Annotated in this window: 18 protein-coding genes and 6 pseudogenes; 16 read left to right on the top strand and 8 right to left on the bottom strand. The window is 65.8% G+C overall.

Going from position 1 to position 19412, the window contains the following annotated elements; translation table 11 throughout:
- Positions 1-287: formate dehydrogenase accessory sulfurtransferase FdhD (locus MLGJGCBP_RS39895; RefSeq protein ID WP_201453327.1), on the top strand; the 287-nt coding region annotated here is incomplete at its 5' end.
- A gap of 29 nt (positions 288-316) precedes the next feature.
- Here the strand turns inward: MLGJGCBP_RS39895 and MLGJGCBP_RS39890 are convergent.
- A pseudogene (locus MLGJGCBP_RS39890) lies at positions 317-553 on the bottom strand (IS3 family transposase); the annotation flags it as partial.
- Between the two features lie 144 nt (positions 554-697).
- Between MLGJGCBP_RS39890 and MLGJGCBP_RS39885 the strand changes: the two are divergent.
- The 7 genes and pseudogenes from MLGJGCBP_RS39885 to MLGJGCBP_RS39870 all read left to right on the top strand — a co-directional run.
- Positions 698-1107: pseudogene (locus tag MLGJGCBP_RS39885) on the top strand (phosphate signaling complex PhoU family protein); the annotation flags it as partial.
- Positions 1108-1216: 109 nt separating this feature from the next.
- Positions 1217-1494, top strand: a pseudogene (locus MLGJGCBP_RS52435) (PAS domain-containing protein); the annotation flags it as partial.
- Between the two features lie 181 nt (positions 1495-1675).
- Positions 1676-2284: pseudogene (locus tag MLGJGCBP_RS52430) on the top strand (transposase); the annotation flags it as partial.
- Complete coding sequence (locus MLGJGCBP_RS53885) at positions 2244-2939, top strand: DDE-type integrase/transposase/recombinase (protein WP_442972143.1); 696 nt, start codon at positions 2244-2246, stop codon at positions 2937-2939. The pseudogene MLGJGCBP_RS52430 and the gene MLGJGCBP_RS53885, both read left to right, overlap by 41 nt.
- 162 nt (positions 2940-3101) lie before the next feature.
- Positions 3102-3320: pseudogene (locus MLGJGCBP_RS54485) on the top strand (IS3 family transposase); the annotation flags it as partial.
- A 113-nt stretch (positions 3321-3433) separates the two neighbouring features.
- A complete protein-coding gene (locus tag MLGJGCBP_RS52420) occupies positions 3434-3817 on the top strand; it encodes a hypothetical protein (RefSeq protein WP_236581644.1) in 384 nt (127 codons plus the stop codon).
- The gene (locus tag MLGJGCBP_RS39870) at positions 3807-4256 is read left to right on the top strand and encodes a hypothetical protein (RefSeq protein WP_160102799.1); all 450 of its coding nucleotides are present in this window, start codon (positions 3807-3809) and stop codon (positions 4254-4256) included. The genes MLGJGCBP_RS52420 and MLGJGCBP_RS39870 overlap by 11 nt, the downstream gene beginning before the upstream one ends.
- 68 nt (positions 4257-4324) lie before the next feature.
- On the opposite strand, the gene MLGJGCBP_RS52415 is transcribed toward MLGJGCBP_RS39870, so the two are convergent.
- Positions 4325-4936: a hypothetical protein gene (locus MLGJGCBP_RS52415; RefSeq protein ID WP_236581642.1), complete on the bottom strand. Its 612-nt coding sequence runs from the start codon at positions 4934-4936 to the stop codon at positions 4325-4327.
- A 380-nt stretch (positions 4937-5316) separates the two neighbouring features.
- Here MLGJGCBP_RS52415 and MLGJGCBP_RS39855 point away from each other — a divergent pair.
- Positions 5317-6452 (top strand): annotated as a pseudogene (locus tag MLGJGCBP_RS39855) (LLM class flavin-dependent oxidoreductase).
- Between the two features lie 236 nt (positions 6453-6688).
- Positions 6689-6820 (top strand): helicase associated domain-containing protein, encoded by a 132-nt coding sequence (locus tag MLGJGCBP_RS50850; protein WP_201453326.1) that lies wholly within the window; start codon positions 6689-6691, stop codon positions 6818-6820.
- 279 nt (positions 6821-7099) lie between these two features.
- Here the strand turns inward: MLGJGCBP_RS50850 and phoU are convergent, their stop codons facing one another.
- The 4 genes from phoU to MLGJGCBP_RS39835 form a co-directional block, all read right to left on the bottom strand.
- Positions 7100-7756: a phosphate signaling complex protein PhoU gene (gene phoU, locus MLGJGCBP_RS39850; protein WP_160102797.1), complete on the bottom strand. Its 657-nt coding sequence runs from the start codon at positions 7754-7756 to the stop codon at positions 7100-7102.
- Entirely contained in the window at positions 7753-8169 is a 417-nt protein-coding gene (locus tag MLGJGCBP_RS39845) for a WhiB family transcriptional regulator (RefSeq protein ID WP_160102795.1), read from the bottom strand. Before MLGJGCBP_RS39845 ends, phoU begins: the two co-directional genes overlap by 4 nt.
- A gap of 530 nt (positions 8170-8699) precedes the next feature.
- On the bottom strand, positions 8700-10034 hold the full coding sequence (locus tag MLGJGCBP_RS39840; RefSeq protein WP_268960816.1) for an MFS transporter: 1335 nt from the start codon (positions 10032-10034) through the stop codon (positions 8700-8702).
- A gap of 78 nt (positions 10035-10112) precedes the next feature.
- Positions 10113-10556: a hypothetical protein gene (locus MLGJGCBP_RS39835; RefSeq protein ID WP_160102791.1), complete on the bottom strand. Its 444-nt coding sequence runs from the start codon at positions 10554-10556 to the stop codon at positions 10113-10115.
- A gap of 682 nt (positions 10557-11238) precedes the next feature.
- On the opposite strand from MLGJGCBP_RS39835, the gene MLGJGCBP_RS39830 reads away from it, so the two are divergent.
- From MLGJGCBP_RS39830 to MLGJGCBP_RS52410, 4 genes are all read left to right on the top strand, one after another.
- Positions 11239-11478 carry a hypothetical protein gene (locus tag MLGJGCBP_RS39830; protein WP_160102789.1) on the top strand — a complete coding sequence of 80 codons (240 nt, stop codon included), beginning with the start codon at positions 11239-11241 and terminating at the stop codon, positions 11476-11478.
- 138 nt (positions 11479-11616) lie between these two features.
- The gene (locus tag MLGJGCBP_RS39825; protein WP_160102787.1) at positions 11617-12825 is read left to right on the top strand and encodes an acyl-CoA dehydrogenase family protein; all 1209 of its coding nucleotides are present in this window, start codon (positions 11617-11619) and stop codon (positions 12823-12825) included.
- Positions 12822-13931 carry an acyl-CoA dehydrogenase family protein gene (locus MLGJGCBP_RS39820; protein ID WP_160102785.1) on the top strand — a complete coding sequence of 370 codons (1110 nt, stop codon included), beginning with the start codon at positions 12822-12824 and terminating at the stop codon, positions 13929-13931. Before MLGJGCBP_RS39825 ends, MLGJGCBP_RS39820 begins: the two co-directional genes overlap by 4 nt.
- A gap of 408 nt (positions 13932-14339) precedes the next feature.
- On the top strand, positions 14340-14480 hold the full coding sequence (locus tag MLGJGCBP_RS52410) for a hypothetical protein (protein WP_236581640.1): 141 nt from the start codon (positions 14340-14342) through the stop codon (positions 14478-14480).
- Positions 14481-14484: 4 nt separating this feature from the next.
- Here MLGJGCBP_RS52410 and MLGJGCBP_RS52405 read toward each other — a convergent pair whose 3' ends face one another.
- On the bottom strand, positions 14485-14859 hold the full coding sequence (locus MLGJGCBP_RS52405; protein WP_236581639.1) for a hypothetical protein: 375 nt from the start codon (positions 14857-14859) through the stop codon (positions 14485-14487).
- Positions 14860-15183: 324 nt separating this feature from the next.
- Positions 15184-15375 (bottom strand): hypothetical protein, encoded by a 192-nt coding sequence (locus MLGJGCBP_RS39810; protein ID WP_160102783.1) that lies wholly within the window; start codon positions 15373-15375, stop codon positions 15184-15186.
- 302 nt (positions 15376-15677) lie between these two features.
- On the opposite strand from MLGJGCBP_RS39810, the gene MLGJGCBP_RS39805 reads away from it, so the two are divergent.
- A complete protein-coding gene (locus MLGJGCBP_RS39805) occupies positions 15678-16886 on the top strand; it encodes an acetyl-CoA C-acetyltransferase (protein WP_160102807.1) in 1209 nt (402 codons plus the stop codon).
- Positions 16887-16894: 8 nt separating this feature from the next.
- Positions 16895-19060 carry a 3-hydroxyacyl-CoA dehydrogenase NAD-binding domain-containing protein gene (locus MLGJGCBP_RS39800; RefSeq protein WP_160102781.1) on the top strand — a complete coding sequence of 722 codons (2166 nt, stop codon included), beginning with the start codon at positions 16895-16897 and terminating at the stop codon, positions 19058-19060.
- The last annotated feature ends 352 nt before the right edge of the window (positions 19061-19412 follow it).

The raw sequence follows: 19412 nt of genomic DNA, 5'->3' as shown, positions 1-19412 counted from the left end.
TCGGCCGGCACAATGCCGTCGACAAGCTGATCGGGTGGGCCACCGAACAGGATCGGGTGCCGCTGCGCGGGACGGTGCTGCTCGTCAGTGGTCGGGCGTCGTTCGAGTTGGCGCAGAAGGCGGTGATGGCCGGGATCCCGATTCTCGCGGCGGTGTCCGCGCCGTCGTCGCTGGCGATCGACCTCGCCCACGACACCGGACTCACCCTGATCGGGTTCCTCCGCGGCACCACCATGAACCTCTACACCCATTCCCATCGCATAGTCGACTCCGCCCCGCGGGCATGAGGTTGCCCCTCGGGAGTGGACACCCGATTTCATGCGGCGACTGACAGCGTAGACGACGCCCTCAGCTGTTGTTCGAACTCGACCGGTGTGAGGTAGCCGAGGGCGGAGGGATGGAACCGGCGGGCGCACGGAAAGTGACGGCGACGCCGATTGAAGTACGAGAGGCAGTCGAACAGCTCCAGCCGTGCCTGCGACTTCGACGTCCAGCTGCGTCCGTGCAGCCATTCCCGCTTTAGGCCTTGGAAGAACGACTCGGTGAGGGCATTCATCGTTGCGGCGGTTCGGTGCGGTTGCGGTTGGCCAGACTCAAACAGTCGCACGCCTGAACAGGTACTCGCTGGTAACTGAGCCGACCGCATCCCCTGCACAGCTCCTCAATGGTAATTCTTCCTGGTGGCCGACTACGTCGCCGCCGCGTCGTTACCGGGGTGCACCTGGTGACGGATCTGCACCGGATGGGCAGACTCGCCCAACATGTCGCCGAGAGTGTGCGCCGCCGGCACCCGAACCACGTCGCCACCGGCGAGGCCGAACACCTGCAGCGGATGGGGCGGCGGACGGGCGAGTCGGCGCTCCTGGCCGAACAGGTACTGCGCACCCGAGATCCCGGACTGGCCACCGAACTCGACCGCCGCGACGACGAACTCGATACCCTGCACCGGCAACTGTGGGACCTGCCCCAGGATCCGGAATGGTCAGGTGCATCACCGCCGCGGTCGATGTGGCCCTGCTCGGCCGCTTCTACGAACGCTTCGGCGACCACACCGTTGTGGTCGGACGGCGGGTGACCTTTCTGGTCACCGGGCAAGTGCGGAGCTAGGTGCTAGCCCGCGGCGTTGACTGTCACACAGTACTTTCGGTCGATCCGCTGACCGGCGACCCGCCGAATGGGTCTCACACCCAGCAGCCGATGCGCTAAGGACCATGGTGTGGATGCAGAGCAGGTGTTCGGCGACGGCACGCCGCAACGGGTGGGCGGCTTCCGGTTCTCTTGGACGGGCAACGGTGGAAATGGTCCGAGGCCGACGCACAGATGCACGGATACGCACCTGGTGAGGTCATCCCGACCACCGAACTGTTGCTCTCCCACTAACATCCCGAGGACCACCCGCACGTCGCCGGGGTGCTGGACCGGATGATCAACGACGCCGAACCCTTCTCCAGCAAACATCGCATCATCACTGTCACCGGCAAGGTCCGCCACGTCGAAGGCAGGGCCGGCGCTGTTCTCTGCCCCGGGAACCCACCTCCTGATCGTTGACGGATGTGCCCGGTCGATCGCCGGGGCAACTTCGCTCGACTACCCAGACCGGCGCACGCTGAACGGAGTTGGAATGAGGTTCCCGCGTTTTCCCGGAGACTTCCGAACCAGGTCTGATCCTGGGTAGATGGAGGAGGATGTCACTGTGGGAACGAGGAAGTATCCGCCGGAGCTGCGGGAGCGTGCGGTGCGGTTGTACCGGGAGTCGGAGCCACGGCCGGTGATCCGACGGCTGGCTGAGCAGCTGAACGTGCACCCGGAGGCGCTGCGGACCTGGATCCGCCATGCTGCGGCCGATCACGGCGAGCACGACGATCTTCCGTCGTCGTCGATGCTGGAGGAGAACCGGCGCCTGGCGAAGGAGAACGCCGAACTGCGCCGTGTCAACGACGTATTACGCGCGGCAAGTGCGCTTTTCGCTTCCGAGATCGACCCGACCCGCAGGGGGGTCATGAGGTCCATCGATGCTCATGACTTCCCGGTCGGTCTCGTACTACGGGTCCTGGGTATCGCGTCGTCGACCTACTACGACTGGCGGGCACGGGCGACCTTGCCCGCTCGGCGGCGACGGGAGGACGTCGAGCTGCTCGGGTTGACCGACGAGATCCGCGCCTCCCATAAGTTCGCCGGCACCTACGGATCCCCGCGGGTGTGGTTGGAGCTACGTCGCCGCGGGGTGCGGGTCAGCCGCAAACGTGTCGAGCGGATCATGCGGGAAAACGATCGCCGGGGCGCCTACCTGCGCAAAGGCTGGAAGGGTGGGTCCACGAAGCAGAACCCTCGGCACATCGCGGCCCCGGACCTGCTGGACCGTGACTACCGCCGCGACCGCACCGAACCGCAAATGGGTGGCGGATCTGACGCGGATCCCGACCGGAGAGGGGGTGCTGTGGCTGGCCAGCGTGCGCGACGCGTTCTCGAACAAGGTGGTCGGCTGGCGCGCCGGGCCGCGCGCGGACACCGATCTGGTGCTCTCGGCGCTCGACTACGCCCTGCTCTCCCGCGACGTCCGCGGCAGGGAACTTATTTTCGACTCCGATCATGCCGAGGTTGCCGTTAAGCCGAGGAACTGCGAGTTCGTTTGTGCTGCTGAAGGTTTCTCAGTATTTCTTCGGCTTAACGATTGGTTGTCTGGCTTACGTTTGTGTCGTGTCGATGCCCCTATGGGCAGGAGGCGGCGATGGATACTACGATCACCAGGATCGGTGCGGTCGTGTTGCCGAGCTGCGTCTCCTCGGCGCAAAAAGTACCGATCATCAACACCTTCTACCATTCGCCACCATCGACATGATTCGCGCCGCCGTCAACGCCGCGCCACCTCAACATCCGGCGCCCCCGCCGAACACCACCTCGCCGAGGGCACACTGCAAACCCTCTACAGTCTGTTATGAACCTGAAACGTTAAGCCGAGGAATCCGACAGAAACAGGCAGCTGACCGGGCCCAACCCTGAATTCCTCGGCTTAACCCCGGCATAATCGCTGTTAAACGGAATTCGGCTTACTCCGACAAGGTCTGCCAATATACGGCGCTGCGGTTCACCCAGCGGCTCTCGTGGACGCCGGCATCGCCCCGTCCACCGGCAGCGTCGGGGACAACTTCGACAATGCGTTGGCGGAGAATCTGTGGTCGACTCTCAAGATCGAGTTGATCTATTGGCCCACAATCATATTCGTAACCAGAGCGGAGGCGGAGTCGGCTTTGTTCCGGTACATCGACACCTGGTACAACCCACGCAGGATCCAAGCCGGTCTCGCGGGACTCTCACCGGACGAGTACGAACGCGCCCACCATGTCCGGCCGGAGCTAGAGGAGACAGATATCATCCAAGCAGAGCTCACCGGAGCCAGATTGAAACGTCTCCGGAGAAGAGGGGGAACCTCACGGTGCAGTACGGGCACCTACGCGCGTCCACGGTCACCGACGGCTACGCCGGGCGAGCCCGCGACGGATTACGCCGGATCCTCACCTGCAACTACGATCCCGCCAAAGCGCTCTGCCACCCGGACCGCGTCCACCCGTCCGGCGGGTCGACCTCCCCGGCGATCGACCGGTGCGATCCGGCCTGCGCGAACATCGCGCGCACCGAAACCCACATTGCGGCACTGCGCACCGAGATCGCCCGACTCCGCGCAGAAATCGTCGAGCCGGCCACCCCGATGCCGCTGCGCGAACGCCTCCGACAACGCGTAGACCACCTGAACAAGCTCGTCGCACAACACGAGAAAACCCGCACCACGAACCGCGAGGAGACCGACGTTGACCGATGACGACGACCGGCGTGCCATCACCGCGGCCATGCAGCGATTGTTCGCGGGCACACCGCTGCGGTCGTCCGGCAAGCTGGACATCGTCAGCCTCGCGCAAGAAGCCGGGGTGAAGCGAAACAAGTTGACCCACAAGCACACCGACCTCAAGGATCTTTTCTACGCGCAGCGACGAACCCGCGCCGGCGTCCCCGACAACGAGGTCGAGCTCCGCGTGCAGATCGCCACCTTGCAGAAGTCCAACCAGTCGCTGCGAGACGAACGGGACCGCTACCGCCTGACCAGCGAAACGTTCGCTCGTGCGTTGCACGTACTGACCATCGAGAACGACCAATTCCGGCGCGACGCACGTAACCGGTCGCTCCACCCCTCGCGCCGCTCGGGCCATCCGCGCCTGGTTGATCACCTCGAGCCTGGAACCTCGTCACCAGGTGAGACGTAACCACCGGGGTGCTTGTCGGTTGCTGTGGGCCGAAATTGCCGCTCCCTGGTCCACCTCGAGGGACGTTCCTACGTGGATGAGGGAACGGGGCACCGCAGTGCGGATGCGGTGTCCCAGCCGGCATCCGTCAGCCATCGGAGAATCGAATCGGGAAGCGAACCGATCTCCATGCGCGCGGCGGACGGACCGGTGAGGATGGGGCCGTCACCACAGATGGTGCCGGCAATGTCGACGGCGGGCTGATCGGGTTCGCAATGCCGACAGTGGTACCTGCTGGTCAGCTGCCCGGACCGGTCCGGATCCAGATGGAGCCAATCCACGGCGAGGTCAGCGCGTTGATGCGCGGCCTCGGCGCGAGTGGTGGGCTCGTGCCCGCACGTCGGGCAGATACGCGAGGACCGCAGATGCGTCTGCGACACCGTCACCTCGATCGCAGCCAGCCCCAACTCGCTGCGGCGGCGGACATACCGGGTGACCGTCGCTTCCGACATCGTCGCCCCATGCTCGGACACCGACCGCTGCCACACCCGCCGCGCGGTGTGCCGCTGCTTGCGCGGTGCCTGCTTGTCGGCGACCAGCCAGGAATCAACCAGCTCGGCCCAATCGTCGATCGCCGGCCGCACCCGGCGGCGATACGGTTTGCGCGGCGGCGGCACCGCCGAGGCCAACGCCTGCCGCACCGTGCGCCGTGCACCCCGTGCCGCTGGGCCAACTCCCGAATCGACAAATCCGAATCCCGCCGATCACGGCGGATCTGCTCGAACAACTTCATCCGCGAACCCGATCTCTTCACCGGTCCTCCCTCGCTGAAACATGTCCAACGAGGAAATCCGAACCCGGGTTGGGCCAAGATTCGTGCCGACACGCCGCACCACCCGACCGCGACCACTGGCATCCTTCAGCCCGGGGCCAGAATTCGTGCCGATCAGTGGTCGTGCCGGGGCCTACTCCGGTGACCACACCCAGTTGGACTTCGGCATAGAAGGGGCTGCGGTTGAGCGGTACGTGCTGCCAGACTTGAACACCGAAAGAGGGGCATTCGAGTTGTGGGGAGAGGCGGATGGTGCGGCTCAGGACCGGGGTAGTCGATCCGGGTCTCCATTGCCGCTTCGCGCCGGATTTCACCGGGCGCAACGCCGAGTTCCTTGCTGCCTCTACCGGCGCCGATTCCCTGTGGGTCGTCGACCATTTGATCGGCTTGTTCCCCTCGTCGGTGTGGACGCCGTCCCACGCGGGCGGCGCGCGGATCGCTCCACGCGCGGATGCGTACTACGAACCGTGGACCCTGCTCGGGCACACGGCGGCCCGGAACCGATTGAGCCGGCTACGGCTTGGTGTCGGGGTCACCGATGCCGGTCGCAGGCGACCGCGCAGGCCGCCGCGTCCTTGCACCTGCTCAGCGGCGGACGCGCGATTCTCGGGATCGGCCCGGGTGAACGCGAGAACAACGAGCCCTACGGTGTCGACTGGAAACGCCCGGTGGCCCGGTTCGAGGAAGCTGTCGAGACGATCCGGGCGTTGTGGGAGTCCAACGGCGAGCCGATCTCCCGGGATTCGGAGTTCTTCCCCTTGCGAGACGCGGTCTTTGCGCTGCCACCGCACCGCGGCACGCGGCCGGAGCTGTGGATGGGGGCGCACGGGCCGCGGGTGCTGAAGGCGGCCGGCCGGTACGCCGACGCGTGGCTGCCGGCGTTTCCGGGCAGCCCGGCCGAGTACCGCGACAAACTGGACGCGGTCCGGTCCGCGGCGTCGGATGCGGGTCGCGACCCGTCCGCAGTCCAAGCGGCAGGATGGATGTGGGTCATCACAGGACGGTCGCGGTCGATCGTCGACGAGATCCTCGGCTCGGCCGTGGTTCGCGCCTTCGCGCTCGCCGCCTCGGCGCAGACCTGGGCCCACCACCGTGTCGAGCATCCGTTGGGCCCGGCGTTCTCCGGTGCGCAGGACATCCTCCCCCAGACCATCGACGAAGCGACCGCGCTGGACTACGGCCGACGCGCGCCCGTGTCACTGATCCGCGACTTCTTCCTGGTCGGCACACCCGCAGAGGTTCTCGACCAGATCGCCGAACGGCGCGACCACGGCCTGGTCTACGCCGTGATGGTCGACCTCGGCGGGTGTCATCCGCGACTGAGCGAAGGCCTCCGTGCGTCGATATCCTTCGCGAAGGTATTGCGCGGCGTCCGCCGGTTGTGACGGGCCCCCTTGCTTTTGCTGTGCCAGCCGTTAACGGGAGAACACCCTCGCCGGGCTCGCCGAGGCCCGCAGACGCGGCCGCGTCGGAGGCCGACCGGTCTGCCCTGACCGACACCGCCCGTCGCGCAGGCCCGCACATGAAGGCTCACGGTGCTACCGTCACACAGATCGCCGAGGTGCTCGGCGCCCTGGTTCGTGGATCGGCTGGGCATGCCGTTCACGGTCGATGGTTAAAGATGGTCGAGCACACGACATCCTCGATTCACCACAACCTCGGCCTTCTGCAGGCATTTGCCGACGAGAACGGCCACGCCAACGTACACAACAAGTACGCCGTGGAGGGAGTCAACCTGGGAAGGGGTGCCTGACACCGGGAAGTCCACGGGACATGTCCCAGACAGGGGTTCGGCCGGGAATGCTTTCACATTCTCGGCCGGATCTCTGCTTCTCGAGCATTTCACCGTTACCGATTACTCTCTCGATCCGCGAATCTCAATGTACGCGCGCCCAGCGGCCCACCGAAATGCCACGCATCGACTCGTCACAAGTGCTGCCGACGAGCGTACGGCAGCCTAGTGCCGGGCATCTCGGGTCCGCCGCGGGGGTCTGCCGGCGGACGCCACCACCGAGCCTCCCGAGGGTGCCCGCTACGGGCTCAGCTGTTCGCCGGTGACGAGGAAGACCACCCGGCGTCCGACCACGACGGTGTGGTCGCCGAAACGTTCGTAGAAGCGGCCGAGCAGGGTCACATCGACCGCGGCCGGGATGCTGCCGGTCCAGGCGGGGTCCTGGATCAGGGTGAGCAGTCGTCGGTGCAGGTCGTCGAGCTCGTCGTCGCGCCGGCCGAGCTCGGCGGCCAGTTCGGGATCATGCGTGCGGAGGACCTGTTCGGCGACTCTGGCCAACCCGCCCGCCACCCGCCCCATCCGGGCGAGCAATTCCTCCGCCTCCCCGGAGGTGACGCGGTCGGGGTGCCGGCGGCGCACGCTCTCGGCGACATGTTGCGCCAATCCGCCCATCCGGCTCAGATCCGTCACCAGGTGCACCCCGGTGACGACCTGCCGCAGGTCCCGGGCCACCGGCGCCTGCAGCGCCAGCAGCGCCAGCGCCTGCTCCTCGCAGGGCCCTCGCAACGCTTCGATCTGCTCGGTGAGGTCGAAGACCCGCTCGGCCAGCGGAAGGTCGGCCCGCACGAGGGCGTCGGTGGCCGTGTCGATGGCCTCCCCGGCCAGGTGACACATCGACGCCAGCCGGTCGGTCAGCGTTTCGAGCTGCTCGTGAAACGTCGTCCGCGTTCGCATCATCGTGCACTCCGCCGGACTTCGGTCGCCGGGTTGGTCCCGAGTAGTTGCCGGGAGGCCGCTTCCCCGGTGCCGGCGGACGCCGGTCGAGGGTGCCGCGGCGTGCGGGGCCGGTGCTCGCCGCGACGCAGCCGCTGGGCGTGTCGTCTGCGGTCGGTTTCGGTCATGCCGCCCCAGATTCCGTAGGGTTCGCCCGTGGCCAGGGCGTGGTCGCGGCACCGGCTGAGTGCGGGGCAGTCCTGGCAGATCCGCCGAGCCTGAGATTCGCGTCGGGTCCGGGCCTGGCCGCGTTCGGCGTCCGGGGAGAAGAACACCGATGATTCGATGCCGCGGCACGCGGCGGCCTCGCGCCAGTCCCCGGCACCGGGGGTGGCCTCCTCGGTGGGCGGCGGCGATGAGGGTCCTACGGGCAGCACTGGCGGTTCCTTCCGTTCCCACGCAGCGGAGCCGTCGGAACGGATCCGCACGTCGCGAAGCCTTTTCTATGATGCGGGGTATCAGCTACGCCTCGTTCCGATAACGAAACCGAATACCCTGTTTGTGAGGTATAGCGGAGACCCGACCTCGGCGCCACCCGGTCGATCGTCCAGGTCTATCGCCGGTTAGCCGAGGGAACCCCCCAAGGGCTCAACCCGATAGTGGGGCACAGGCGAGGAACATCGCGGATGTCGAGTCCGTGGTTGTACCCGGTTGTTGGGGTGCCGGTGCCACGATTCTTACCCCAATGCGCCAGCCGGAGCTTGAACTTGCCCAGCATCACCCGGCCGGCAGTTCACACCGCCGCACGCGCCGTCGGACCCAGGCCAGCTAGCCGAAACTTTCACGAGGCAACCATTCCGTCGCCGTCGTTGGAATTCTTGGCATCCTCTGTCGGGATTCGTGCGCCTGGTCGTAGCCGGGGTTGCCCGCCCGGCTGGGGAACGATCGTGACGGGTTTCCGCAAATTTTAGGATTCAAGCTCCGCGACGACAGACGTGGCTTCCGGCCTCGCGCTCGCTCGCTCGCGATCGAATTCATCACGGGTGATCTGCCAAATCCGGAAACAGCAGATCGCAGAGATGAGCAGTGGTACCGACGCCGCGAGATACAGCTGAGTGGGGGCCAGTACCGCCAATCCGTACCCTGCGCCGATCGGGGCGGCGATCGCGCCGATCCTGCCCATTCCCAGCATCATGCCGTATCCCTTCGCGCGGGCAAGTGGCGGATACATGCCGGGGGCCATTGCGCCGAACGATGCGGCACCGACATATATCGCGATTCCCAGGACGACCACAACAACCAACGCCCCGGTACTGCCGAGTAAGAGTGCGAACCCGACGACGCTCACCACCGATACCAGCAGCGCCGTCCAGGAGATACGGGTCGCCAGCACCTTCAGCCCGACGAACCCGAATAGAACAGATCCGCCGATCTGGCCGATGCTGAGAATGGTCCCGACGAGCGCTCCGGCCTGAGTGTCACCGCTCGCATCGGAAATGAGCTGAGGCGTCCACGTATTGACGAAGTAGAACGCTGCCAGAAAACCACCGTATGCGATCCACAACAGAATCGATCGCTCTCTGAGCGTGCTGCCCAGCAATCGCTGCTTGCCTTCGCCGGTCTCAGCTTCCCCGGTGGAGGGGGCGGGAGCCGAAGGATCGACACCGGTGATTCCGACCCTCGCAATGATCTTTTCGATCTTTCGCTGCGCAGCAGGTGTCCGCTTGGACATCAAGAATGAGAGGGATTCAGGAAGCAGGAACACGACGAGCACGAGGCCGATCACGTTGATCCCCGCCCCCGCCCAGAGCAGGGGCTGCCACGCACCGCTGAAAGTGGACGTCAACGACAAACCGACGAATCCCGCGATCATGCCGCCGACCGGCCCGCCGACACCAAGCACTCCGATGACGAAGTTCCGTCGAGAAACGGGCGAAAACTCTTGCACAAGAACGATACTCGAGACCATGACGGCACCGACACCCATGCCCGTGACGAACCGGACGGCCATCATCGCTTCGGCGGTCGGCGCCAGCGCCGTCGCGGCCACGAAGCTAGTGGTGACGGTCAAGCCCATGATGATCAGTGGCCTCCGGCCGATCTTGTCTGCCAGGGGGGCGAGAATCGCGGCGCCGACGCCCATGCCGATGAGGCCGGCGCTGATCAGGTACCCCTTCTGATCTGCAGTGGTGAATCCCGCTGGTAGATTCGGGAGAACGTATCCCATGACAATCAAGTCGTAGCCGTCGATCACGGAACAGAACGTGCACAAGAAAACGATGACGTATTGGTACGGTCTCATTTTCGACGTCTTGATGGCACTAATGATGTCCACTCCACACCCTCTTCTTCAACTGAGCCAATGTATTTGTTCGGATATTCAGACAGACAGTGTCGCGGCGGCACGTGCCGCCGTTGTTCGGGACGCCGATCGCGCGGATGCGTGCCCCACCGCCTGAGAGATCTCACCGTAGAGACGCGCAGGGCCGAGGAGGTCTTGGCCCGGTCGACGAACCTGACGGATAATCGTCACGAACAGTGGGATCGGACGGCCCTTGCCACGCTGGCACGGGAGCAGAGCCGTCGTCTCGACGTTGACGTTGACGTTGACGCGGCAGTCGCGGCGGGACTGCGCCGCGTTATGGGGGAGAATTGTCGGGGCGGCCCGGTCCTTGGCGACACCCGTGATTGCCGCGGCTGCCGCCTTGAGACGTCGATGAGACGCATCTTGGCTGCGCGGTCTGTATAGGTCGCTCATTGCGGCGGTCTTGTCGGCGGCGCCACTGTCGAGGTCCAGGACAGCGACCGTGCGGTTCTCGGCCAAACGCCTTGTGATACTCGCACTGATCCCGGGTGCCGCTCGGTCACGATGGCAGTTCGATTGGGCATTTGAATCCTTGGGTCGAGGTGATACGAACCACACTGACGGTGTCACGTGCGCATCGGATGGTGGTGTGTCATTTCGCGCCACTGCCGAGATCGTCGCGAACCGGACTGGCGCAGAGTGCGACACATCGGTTTACCCGCACCGTGGGATCGTCGGAGAATGACCGAACTCATGGACGGCGTCATCGACGTGGCCTTGTTGGATGCCGATGTCGATGAATTCCTGCGACCCCATCCAGTCGGATTAGTGGACGCCACGGCACTCCTGCGCGCCCGGTTCAGCGCCGGGTTCGGATCCGCCGCCTGGCCTGATGGACTCGGCGGACGCGGACTGCCTCGTTCCGCCCCGGGGATTGTGGAGTGTCGCGGGTCGAAGCGGCGGGTGTGCCGTCCCTTCGCCGGGCCCCGAAACCGGATCGGGCTGGCGATGTCGACTCCGACTCCGACTCCGCTTACATTCGCCGGCCGCGGACAGCAGAAGCGGTGGCTGCAGTCTCTGTGGACGGGCGAGGAGATCTGGCGCCAGCTGCCCAGCGAACCCGGCACCGAATCCGACCTCGCCGACAAGGAGCCTGGTCCGAGAAAGCGATCGGTGGATCGTCACCGGTCAGAAGGTCTCGATGTCACGTGCGCATGGTGCACGGTGGGCGTTACCGTTCGCCCGTACCGATACCTCGGTCTCCAAGCATGTCGGTCTGACATATTTCGTGCGCGATATGCCGCCGGCCGAAGGCGTCGATGCCCGGCCGCTCCGGTACGGCATTCCTGTCGCCGCGACCCGCCATCGGGCACCGAGGCAGAAAGGATTCTGCTGGATGGCGCATCGGTTCGCCGCGAACACCCAGTTCACCGCGATCTGACACGCGCGCGGACCCGACTCGTCGGCCGGGGCAGGGCCATCTGGGCTGCCAAGGCCTCGCCGAGCTGCCGACCTCTGACTGTCCGGTCGATCTCCGATCGCCTGTCGTCCCACCCCTGATCCTGTCGAGGAGTTCCGCATGAGCGAGCAAGAAACCATTCACCAGTTCCGGCTGCGGGCCCGGGACTGGTTGGCGTCTCACGCCCCTGCCACCATCCCATCCCGCAAAGACCCCGAGTACCTGAGGGTCGCGCGGGAGTTCCGCCGGGCGATGTTCGAGGCCGGTTTCGCCGGAATCGACTGGCCGGTGGCGTTCGGCGGCCAGGGGCGAACAGCAGCAGAACGCCGCGCCTTCGAGGAAGAAGCGTCGAATCACATTCTTCCGCTGGTCGTCTTCGATATCGGCCTCGGGATGTGCGCACCGACCATACTCAGTGTGGGGACCGATGAACAGAAGCGCCGGTTCATCCGGCCGATGCTCGACGGCTCCGAGATCTGGTGCCAACTCTTCTCCGAGCCGGCGGCCGGGTCGGATGTGGCCAGTCTGCTGACGCGGGCGGTTGTCGACGGCGACCACTTCATCGTCAACGGCCAGAAGGTCTGGACAACGGGCGCCGAGGTGAGCGATTGGGGAATGATTCTCGTCCGCACCAACCCTGACGTGCCGAAGCACCGTGGCTTGACCATGCTCGTCGTCGACATGCAGGCACCCGGCGTCACGGTGCAACCGTTGGTGGACATGACCGGTGTCGCCCATTTCAACGAGGTGTTCTTCGACGACGTCCACGTCCCACTGGACGCGGTCGTCGGCGAGGTCGACCGCGGCTGGGACACCGCGCGCGTGTTACTCACCCACGAGCGGTTGGCGGTCACGAGCGGGGGTGGAACCGCAGGCGGAAGCAGCGGTCCATTGTCGTTCGCGGGTTTGAAGGCAGCCGCCGAATCCAGCGGCATCCTCGCCGAGCCCTCCGCACAGCAGGCGCTCGTCGACTTCTATCTTCTCGAACAGTCACTACGCCTGTTCAACGACCGAATCACACGCGATGTCCTGCGGGGCGTCGACCCCGGCGCACGCGGTTCGGTCGGCAAGCTCCTGCAAGGCGAACTGCTCCTCCGCGGTGGCGTGCTGGCAGCGGAACTGGACAATGGTGACGTCGTCGCCGGGGACGCCGCCGATGAGCTTGCCGCGGATGTGCTCTTCACCCCGGCTTTGGCAATCGGTGGCGGTACCAACGAGATCCAGCTGTCGATCATCGCCGAACGGCTGCTCGGATTACCCCGCGAGCCGGCAAGTGACACCAAGTTGCCGTTCCGAACGAAACCCACAACCAAGGAGGGCGCGGCATGACCGCCACGGTGTCAATCGCAGGCCAGGACGACCTGGACGCGTTCCGCGAAGCCGTCCGTGACTTCCTGGCCGCTCGGGCGCCACGAGAACACGTCCGCCAGGTCATCGCCGCGGGCGGCGTCGACAGCTCCGCCACCTGGACTCGCGCAGCCCGTGAGATCGGCGTGCAAGGCCTTCTCATCCCGGAGACACTCGGGGGAGCCGGTGCCCCACCCGGCGTCGCCGCGGTGGCGATCGGGGAACTCGGCGCAGCACTGACGGTCGGCCCGTTCCTCCCGACCCTCGTGGGTAGCGATGCCTTGGCCGCCTCTGGCCAGGCTGATGCCGCCGCCGCGATCGCCGCGGGCGAAGCGAAGGTGGCGCTCGATTTCGCCACGCTCAAGGCGCCGATCGCAGTCGAACGAACTGGGCCGTCATCGGTCGTGCTGGATGCGGCTGCGCTTCGAGTCCCGGACGTTCTCGACGCCGACATCCTGCTTGTCGGTGTCACCTCCGAGAGCGCATCCGGTCTGGCGATCATTCGCACTGACGATCGCGCGGTCGCCGTGAAAGAGCTGCGATCCATCGATCTCACCCGTCCGGTCGGTCGGGTGGCCGTGAACGCCGCGACCGCACCGTTTGTCCAGGACGGCGGCGACCTGCTGGCCAGGGCCGGCGACCTCGCGGCACTGCTGCTCGCCTCTGAGCAGATCGGCATCATCGACCGGGTGCTGCGCGATGATGTCGCATATCTGCTCGACCGAGAGGCATTCGGCCGCAAGGCCGGATCGTTCCAGGCGGTCAAGCACCAACTCGCGCAGATCTACTGCCACTGGGAACAAGCCGTCGCACTTCACGACCACGCGCTCGCCGTGTTCGAGCGCCCTGCAGAACGGACGCACGCGGTCGACGCCCTGCAATGTTTCGTCGCACCGGCCGCCGTGACAGCGACCACGGTCGGCCTACGGCTCCTCGGTGGCATCGGGTTCACCTGGGAACACGACGCCCACCTCTACTTCCGTCGTGCCCGTGCCGATGAATCGATGCTCGAAAACATCCATGTGCGACGTTCGCGACTCGCCGGCTCGCTCGGCCTGCGCACTCCGGTCTCAGGAGACGATGCGTGAAACCACCCGGAGTTTCGGCGATCGCGACGGGCGAGCGTCCGGCCGCGACCGAAGCACTGATCGCTGGCGACGTGAGAGTCGTTGTGTTCGACGCCCCATCTGCCCATGCCGCCGAGGCCACACACCGGTTCGGCGCCGTTCGTCCAGGCCGACGTCCGTGAGGAGGACCAGATCCACCGCCGTGGGCCACGCAAGCAAGCGACCTCCGACCGCTCCGGGTCTACTGCGCCCACATCTCAGACCCCGCCACAATCCTGGGATTTTCGGGACTGGCGACCACGGCGTCGGTCACCGTGCGCGGACATGTTCAATTCCCTGACGACGTCGACGCCATCGTCCCAGCCGATGGGGGCGTAAGCGGGCACCTGACTATGGGGACCCGCATAGTGCTTCGCCCGCAAGGCGCGCATGGGGGACACCCTGGGAGTCTTCTGCGCCGTCGGGGCGCAGCGGCGGTGTTTGCAGATCCACGCGAACGTCCTCTCGACCACCGACCTGCGGGGCAGAACCGTGAATCCCCAGGCGTCGTCGGTGTGCTTGACGACCTGAATAGTTAGCGACAGAACTTTTTTCGTCCAATCGATCGGCCTTGCAGCGTCGCCGCTGTCGGCCCACATCTACCTCGTCGACTATCGCGGCATGGCGCCGGACTGATCGTCGAGAAGCGGGCAGGCAGGCCCGCCGGTAATCGGAACGCGCCGTCCCGGCCGAGGACCCTGGCCATCGTCACCACGACCGCCAGCAGCAACCCGTTCGAGTCCACCGCGATGTGCCGTGCACTGCACCGACTGGGAGTCGATGATCGCGGCCGAGGGCACCGGGCCGCGTCCACCATGGACACACGAACCCAGCGGGTGCAGATCGAGTAGATCGCCGTGGCGGGCGGGAACTCTGCCGGCGGCTGCCGCCAGGCGATCCCGCCGCGCACCACATCGAAGATCGCGTCGAGTACCAGACGACGGCAGTATTATTCGCCCACCCCTTTCCGCGCGTGCTTCCGGGAGGCGGGAGCAGCGGCTCGAGGATCGGCCACTGCGCGTCGGTGGTAGACGAGGTCGGGTACGCCGCACGGCGGTGCGCCAGCGCCTCATCGGGGGTGTGGCATGACGCACAGCGCAATGGGGCGATGATGGCAAGTGAACTCCTGGTCGGGTCGTGACGTAGACACTCACTGACCTATCAGGAGTTCACCCATTCCGCACCCGTCACACGCTGACCCGCACTGAGTTTTCAGACGCTCTCTGAGGCAGCATCACTCCCGTTCCGGGCGATCGTCGGCCGCCATCTTCTCGAGGGCAATCGCGAGCTCATCCAGGTCGGCGCCGGCACCGTATTCCACATTCCCAGACCCGAGAACTCCGCTCTCGCCCAGCGCATCCGCAAGTCCTGCACCACCTCGCCGGTGCGTGACGCCTCCGGTAGCAATGACGACCGAATCGGCCACGAACGTGGAGACCGTTCGGCGAACGAGCAGGCTGCCCGTTGGACGCGGTCAAGGGAACGGGCAGGTTCGGCCGTGGTCGAGGCACCGTGAGGGTCGCCCCGAGATCGGCAGGTGGCGTGCGATGACGGTCGCGTGCATCGCGAGGTACAGACATCCAGAGGCAGAACTGTCCAGTCGCGCAATGAGACATGCTTCGACCCGGATGATGATGGTGTCGCAGTCTGCAACAGGAGCTTTGCCGGTGACCAGGCGTTTCGTAGCGTCCTAGGGGTAATCCCCCCAACGAGGACGGCTGGTTGACGGTGACGGAAGCATATATCTACGACGCGATCAGGACCCCCCGTGGCCGTGGTCGGCAGAACGGCGCGCTGCATTCGGTGCGTCCGATACAACTCATCACAGACCTGATCACGGAAACTCTGAAGCGGAACCCGACGCTGGATCCTGCGGAGATCGATGATCTCGTCCTCGGAGTGGTCTCCCCGGTGTCCGAGCAGGGTGCAGACCTCGCCAAGACTGCTGCCATCTCCGCCGGTCTTCCCGACCAGGTGGCCGGTGTGCAGATCAACCGGTTCTGCTCATCGGGCCTCGAGGCGGTGAACATGGCGGGCCAGAAGATCCGATCTGGATGGGATCAGGTCGTATTGGCCGGCGGTGTCGAGTCCATGTCGCGGGTACCGATGGGAAGCGACGGCGGCGCGCTCTACGCAGACCCCGCCACGATGTACGACAACCACCTCGGACCCCAGGGGGTGAGCGCCGACCTGATCGCCACCATGGCCGGATTCACCCGCGACGACGTCGACGCCTACGCGGTGGAATCGCATCGGCGCGCCGCCCATGCCTGGTCCGCGGGTTATTTCGGCCGGTCGATCGTTCCGGTTGTCGACAGCTTCGGAACGGTACTGCTCGATCATGATCAACTCGTCCGCCCGACCAGCACCGTGGAGAGTCTCGCCGAGTTGCCGCCGTCGTTCGTCGCGATGGGAGCCGCCGGATTCGATGAAGCGGCCCTCCAAAAATTCCACTGGGTGGAGAAGATCGATCACGTGCACACGGCCGCGAACTCGTCCGGCATCGTCGACGGCGCCGCGCTGGTGGTCGTCGGCAGTGAAGCCGCCGGCGCCCGCCTCGGCCTCGAACCCCGCGCCCGTATCGCGCACGCCGCGGTGTCCGGCGCAGACCCGACACTGATGCTGACCGGACCGACTCCCGCGACCGAGAAGCTGCTGGCACAGACGGGTCTGACGACCGACGACATCGATCTCTTCGAGCTCAACGAGGCATTCGCGTCGGTGGTGCTCAAGTACCAGGCCGACCTGAAAATCCCCGCCGAGAAACTCAACGTCAACGGCGGCGCAATCGCGATGGGCCACCCTCTGGGAGCCACCGGCGCGATGCTCGTCAGCACGGTCATCGACGAATTGGAACGGCGCGACCAGCAGCGCGCCCTGGTGACCCTGTGCATTGGCGGCGGCATGGGCATCGCGACCCTGATCGAACGAGTGTGAGGACAACGATGACAACCACCCAGGCCCCTGACGACCTCGCCACGGCCACGATTATCTGGTCGAAGAACGCGGACGGCGTCGTCGTCTTGACGATGGACACACCGGGTTCGACGGCCAACATGCTGACCCCTGATTTCGAGAAGGACCTCGAATCAGTACTCGACCGTCTGGCGGCCGAGAAGGACACGGTCGCAGGCGTCATCTTGACATCGGCGAAACGCACGTTCTTCGCCGGCGGCGACCTCGACGCAATCCGACAGGTCACTGCGGATTCGGCGATCGACTTCGCCGCCGGCGTGCGGCGAACCAAGGCGCTGCTGCGCCGTCTCGAGACTGCCGGAGTTCCGGTCGTGGCCGCCCTCAATGGCAGCGCACTCGGCGGGGGGCTCGAAATCGCGCTGGCCTGCCACCACCGGATCGCGGTTCGCACGCCGCGCACGGTTGTCGGTTTCCCCGAGGTGACCATGGGACTCTTGCCCGGCGGCGGGGGGATCGTCCGCGCGGTCCGCCTCCTCGGACTCCGCACCGCTGTCGAGCAGCTATTGCTGAACGGCTCCACGGTGAACGCCGACAAGGCCCTCGCAATCGGGATCGTCGACGAGGTCGTCGATTCACCGAGCGAGCTGATCGCAGCAGCCACCGCCTGGATCAGGGCGCACCCCGGGGATGCGTCACAGCCGTGGGATGTCAAGGGGTACAAGATTCCCGGCGAGCCGACCGACACGGTCGCCGGCCTGCTGACATTGGCGGTGCACCGCAAGGTCAAGGGGGCGAACTACCCGGCGCCGCGGGCGATCGTCGCGGCGGCCACCGAGGGCGCGCGCATCGGATTCGACGCAGCCATGGAGGTCGAAACCCGCTACTTCACCGAACTCGTTGTCGGTCAGGTGGCGAAGAACATGATCAAAGCCAACTTCTTCGACCTCAAGGCGGTTCGTGGCGGCGCCGCCCGTCCCGACCTGCCAGCCGCCCCGCCCGTCACCACCCTCGCGATCATCGGGGCGGGCATGATGGGCGCCGGACTGGCGTATCAGGGCGCGGCCGCCGGTATGGATGTTCTCCTGCTGGACGTCGACGAAGCGGCGGCCGAGCGTGGCAAGGATTACTCTCGGCTGTTGGTCGAGAAGGCCGTCGACCGCGGTACGATGTCCGCCGAGGACGCGGCCGCACTGGTCGACCGAATCCGGGTCATCACCCGCGATGAGGACCTGTCGGGCGCGCAGGCCGTCATCGAGGCCGTGGTCGAGGACACGAAGGTCAAACAGGATCTGTTCCGCAGGATCGAGCCCCACGTCCCCAACGCCTTGCTGGTATCCAACACCTCCACCCTCCCGATCACCGAACTCGCCACCGGGGTCGAACGCCAACCCGAGTTCATCGGAATGCACTTCTTCTCCCCGGTCGATCGAATGCCATTGGTGGAAATCATCATTGGCAAGAAGACCAGCCAGGAAAGCCTCGCGCGGGCATTCGACCTCGGCCTGCAATTGAAGAAGACCCCCATCGTCGTCAACGACAGTCGCGGCTTCTTCACCAGCCGGGTGATCACATCCCGGATGAACGAGGCGCTGACGATGATCGGTGAGGGTATTCCGGCGGTCAGCATCGAACGAGCCAGCCAACAGGCCGGGTACGCCGTCGGAATCCTGCAGTTCCTGGACGAGGTCACCATCACGCTGCCGCGGAAGGTGCTCGACGAAGCGAAGGCGTCGGCCGAGGCTGCGGGGCTGCCGTGGCAGCCGCATCCCTCGGAGCCGGTGCTGATCCGGCTCATCGACGACTACGGGCGTTGTGGTCGTTCGACCGGTGCCGGGTTCTACGATTTCGTCGACGGACGCCGCACGAACCTGTGGCCAGGCCTCGAGGAACATTTCGAGGGCCCCGGTCCACACCCCTCGATGAACGATCTCATCGAGCGTCTGCTGTTCACCGAGGCCATCGAGGCGGCGAAGTGTTTCGATGAGGGAGTGCTCACCTCGGTCGTCGACGCGAATGTCGGATCATTGATCGGCATCGCCTTCCCGGCATGGACCGGTGGCGTGATGCAGTACGTCCAAGGCTACGACGGCGGGGTGGACGGATTCATCACCCGCGCCGAAGAACTCTCGGCAACCTACGGTCGCCGATTCACGCCGCCGGCCTCGCTGCGATCGGTCTTCGAGACTCAAAAGTGAGCGAGAGCCGCACGTATCGGTGCGCTGTTGGACCAGATCCGTGGCCCACCCACCTCGACCTGAGAGTGCACCACCCGAGAATGAACATCCGTGAAAGCCGTCGCTGGTTTGCCCGAGTTGCCGGCCGCGGTCGACCAGGACTCGGCACCAGCGACTGGTCGAGATCACGGGGGGTGCCGACCAGTTCGCCGTTACCGGCGATCACCAGTGGATCGATGTCGACATGGTCCGGGCGGCCGAAGGGCGGTTCAAGGGAACCCATCGCCCATGGGGACCTCCCGCGGGCGATCGGTCCGGTGCTCATGAGCCCATCTACCGGACCGGTGGTCTCGAGACGGTGGTCGACGACGGA

It is taken from the genome of Rhodococcus sp. T7, assembly GCF_009872365.1.
Lineage (GTDB): Bacteria > Actinomycetota > Actinomycetes > Mycobacteriales > Mycobacteriaceae > Rhodococcus_F.
Note: the sequence above shows the minus strand (reverse complement) of the source record. Positions and strands in the feature narration are given on the sequence as shown.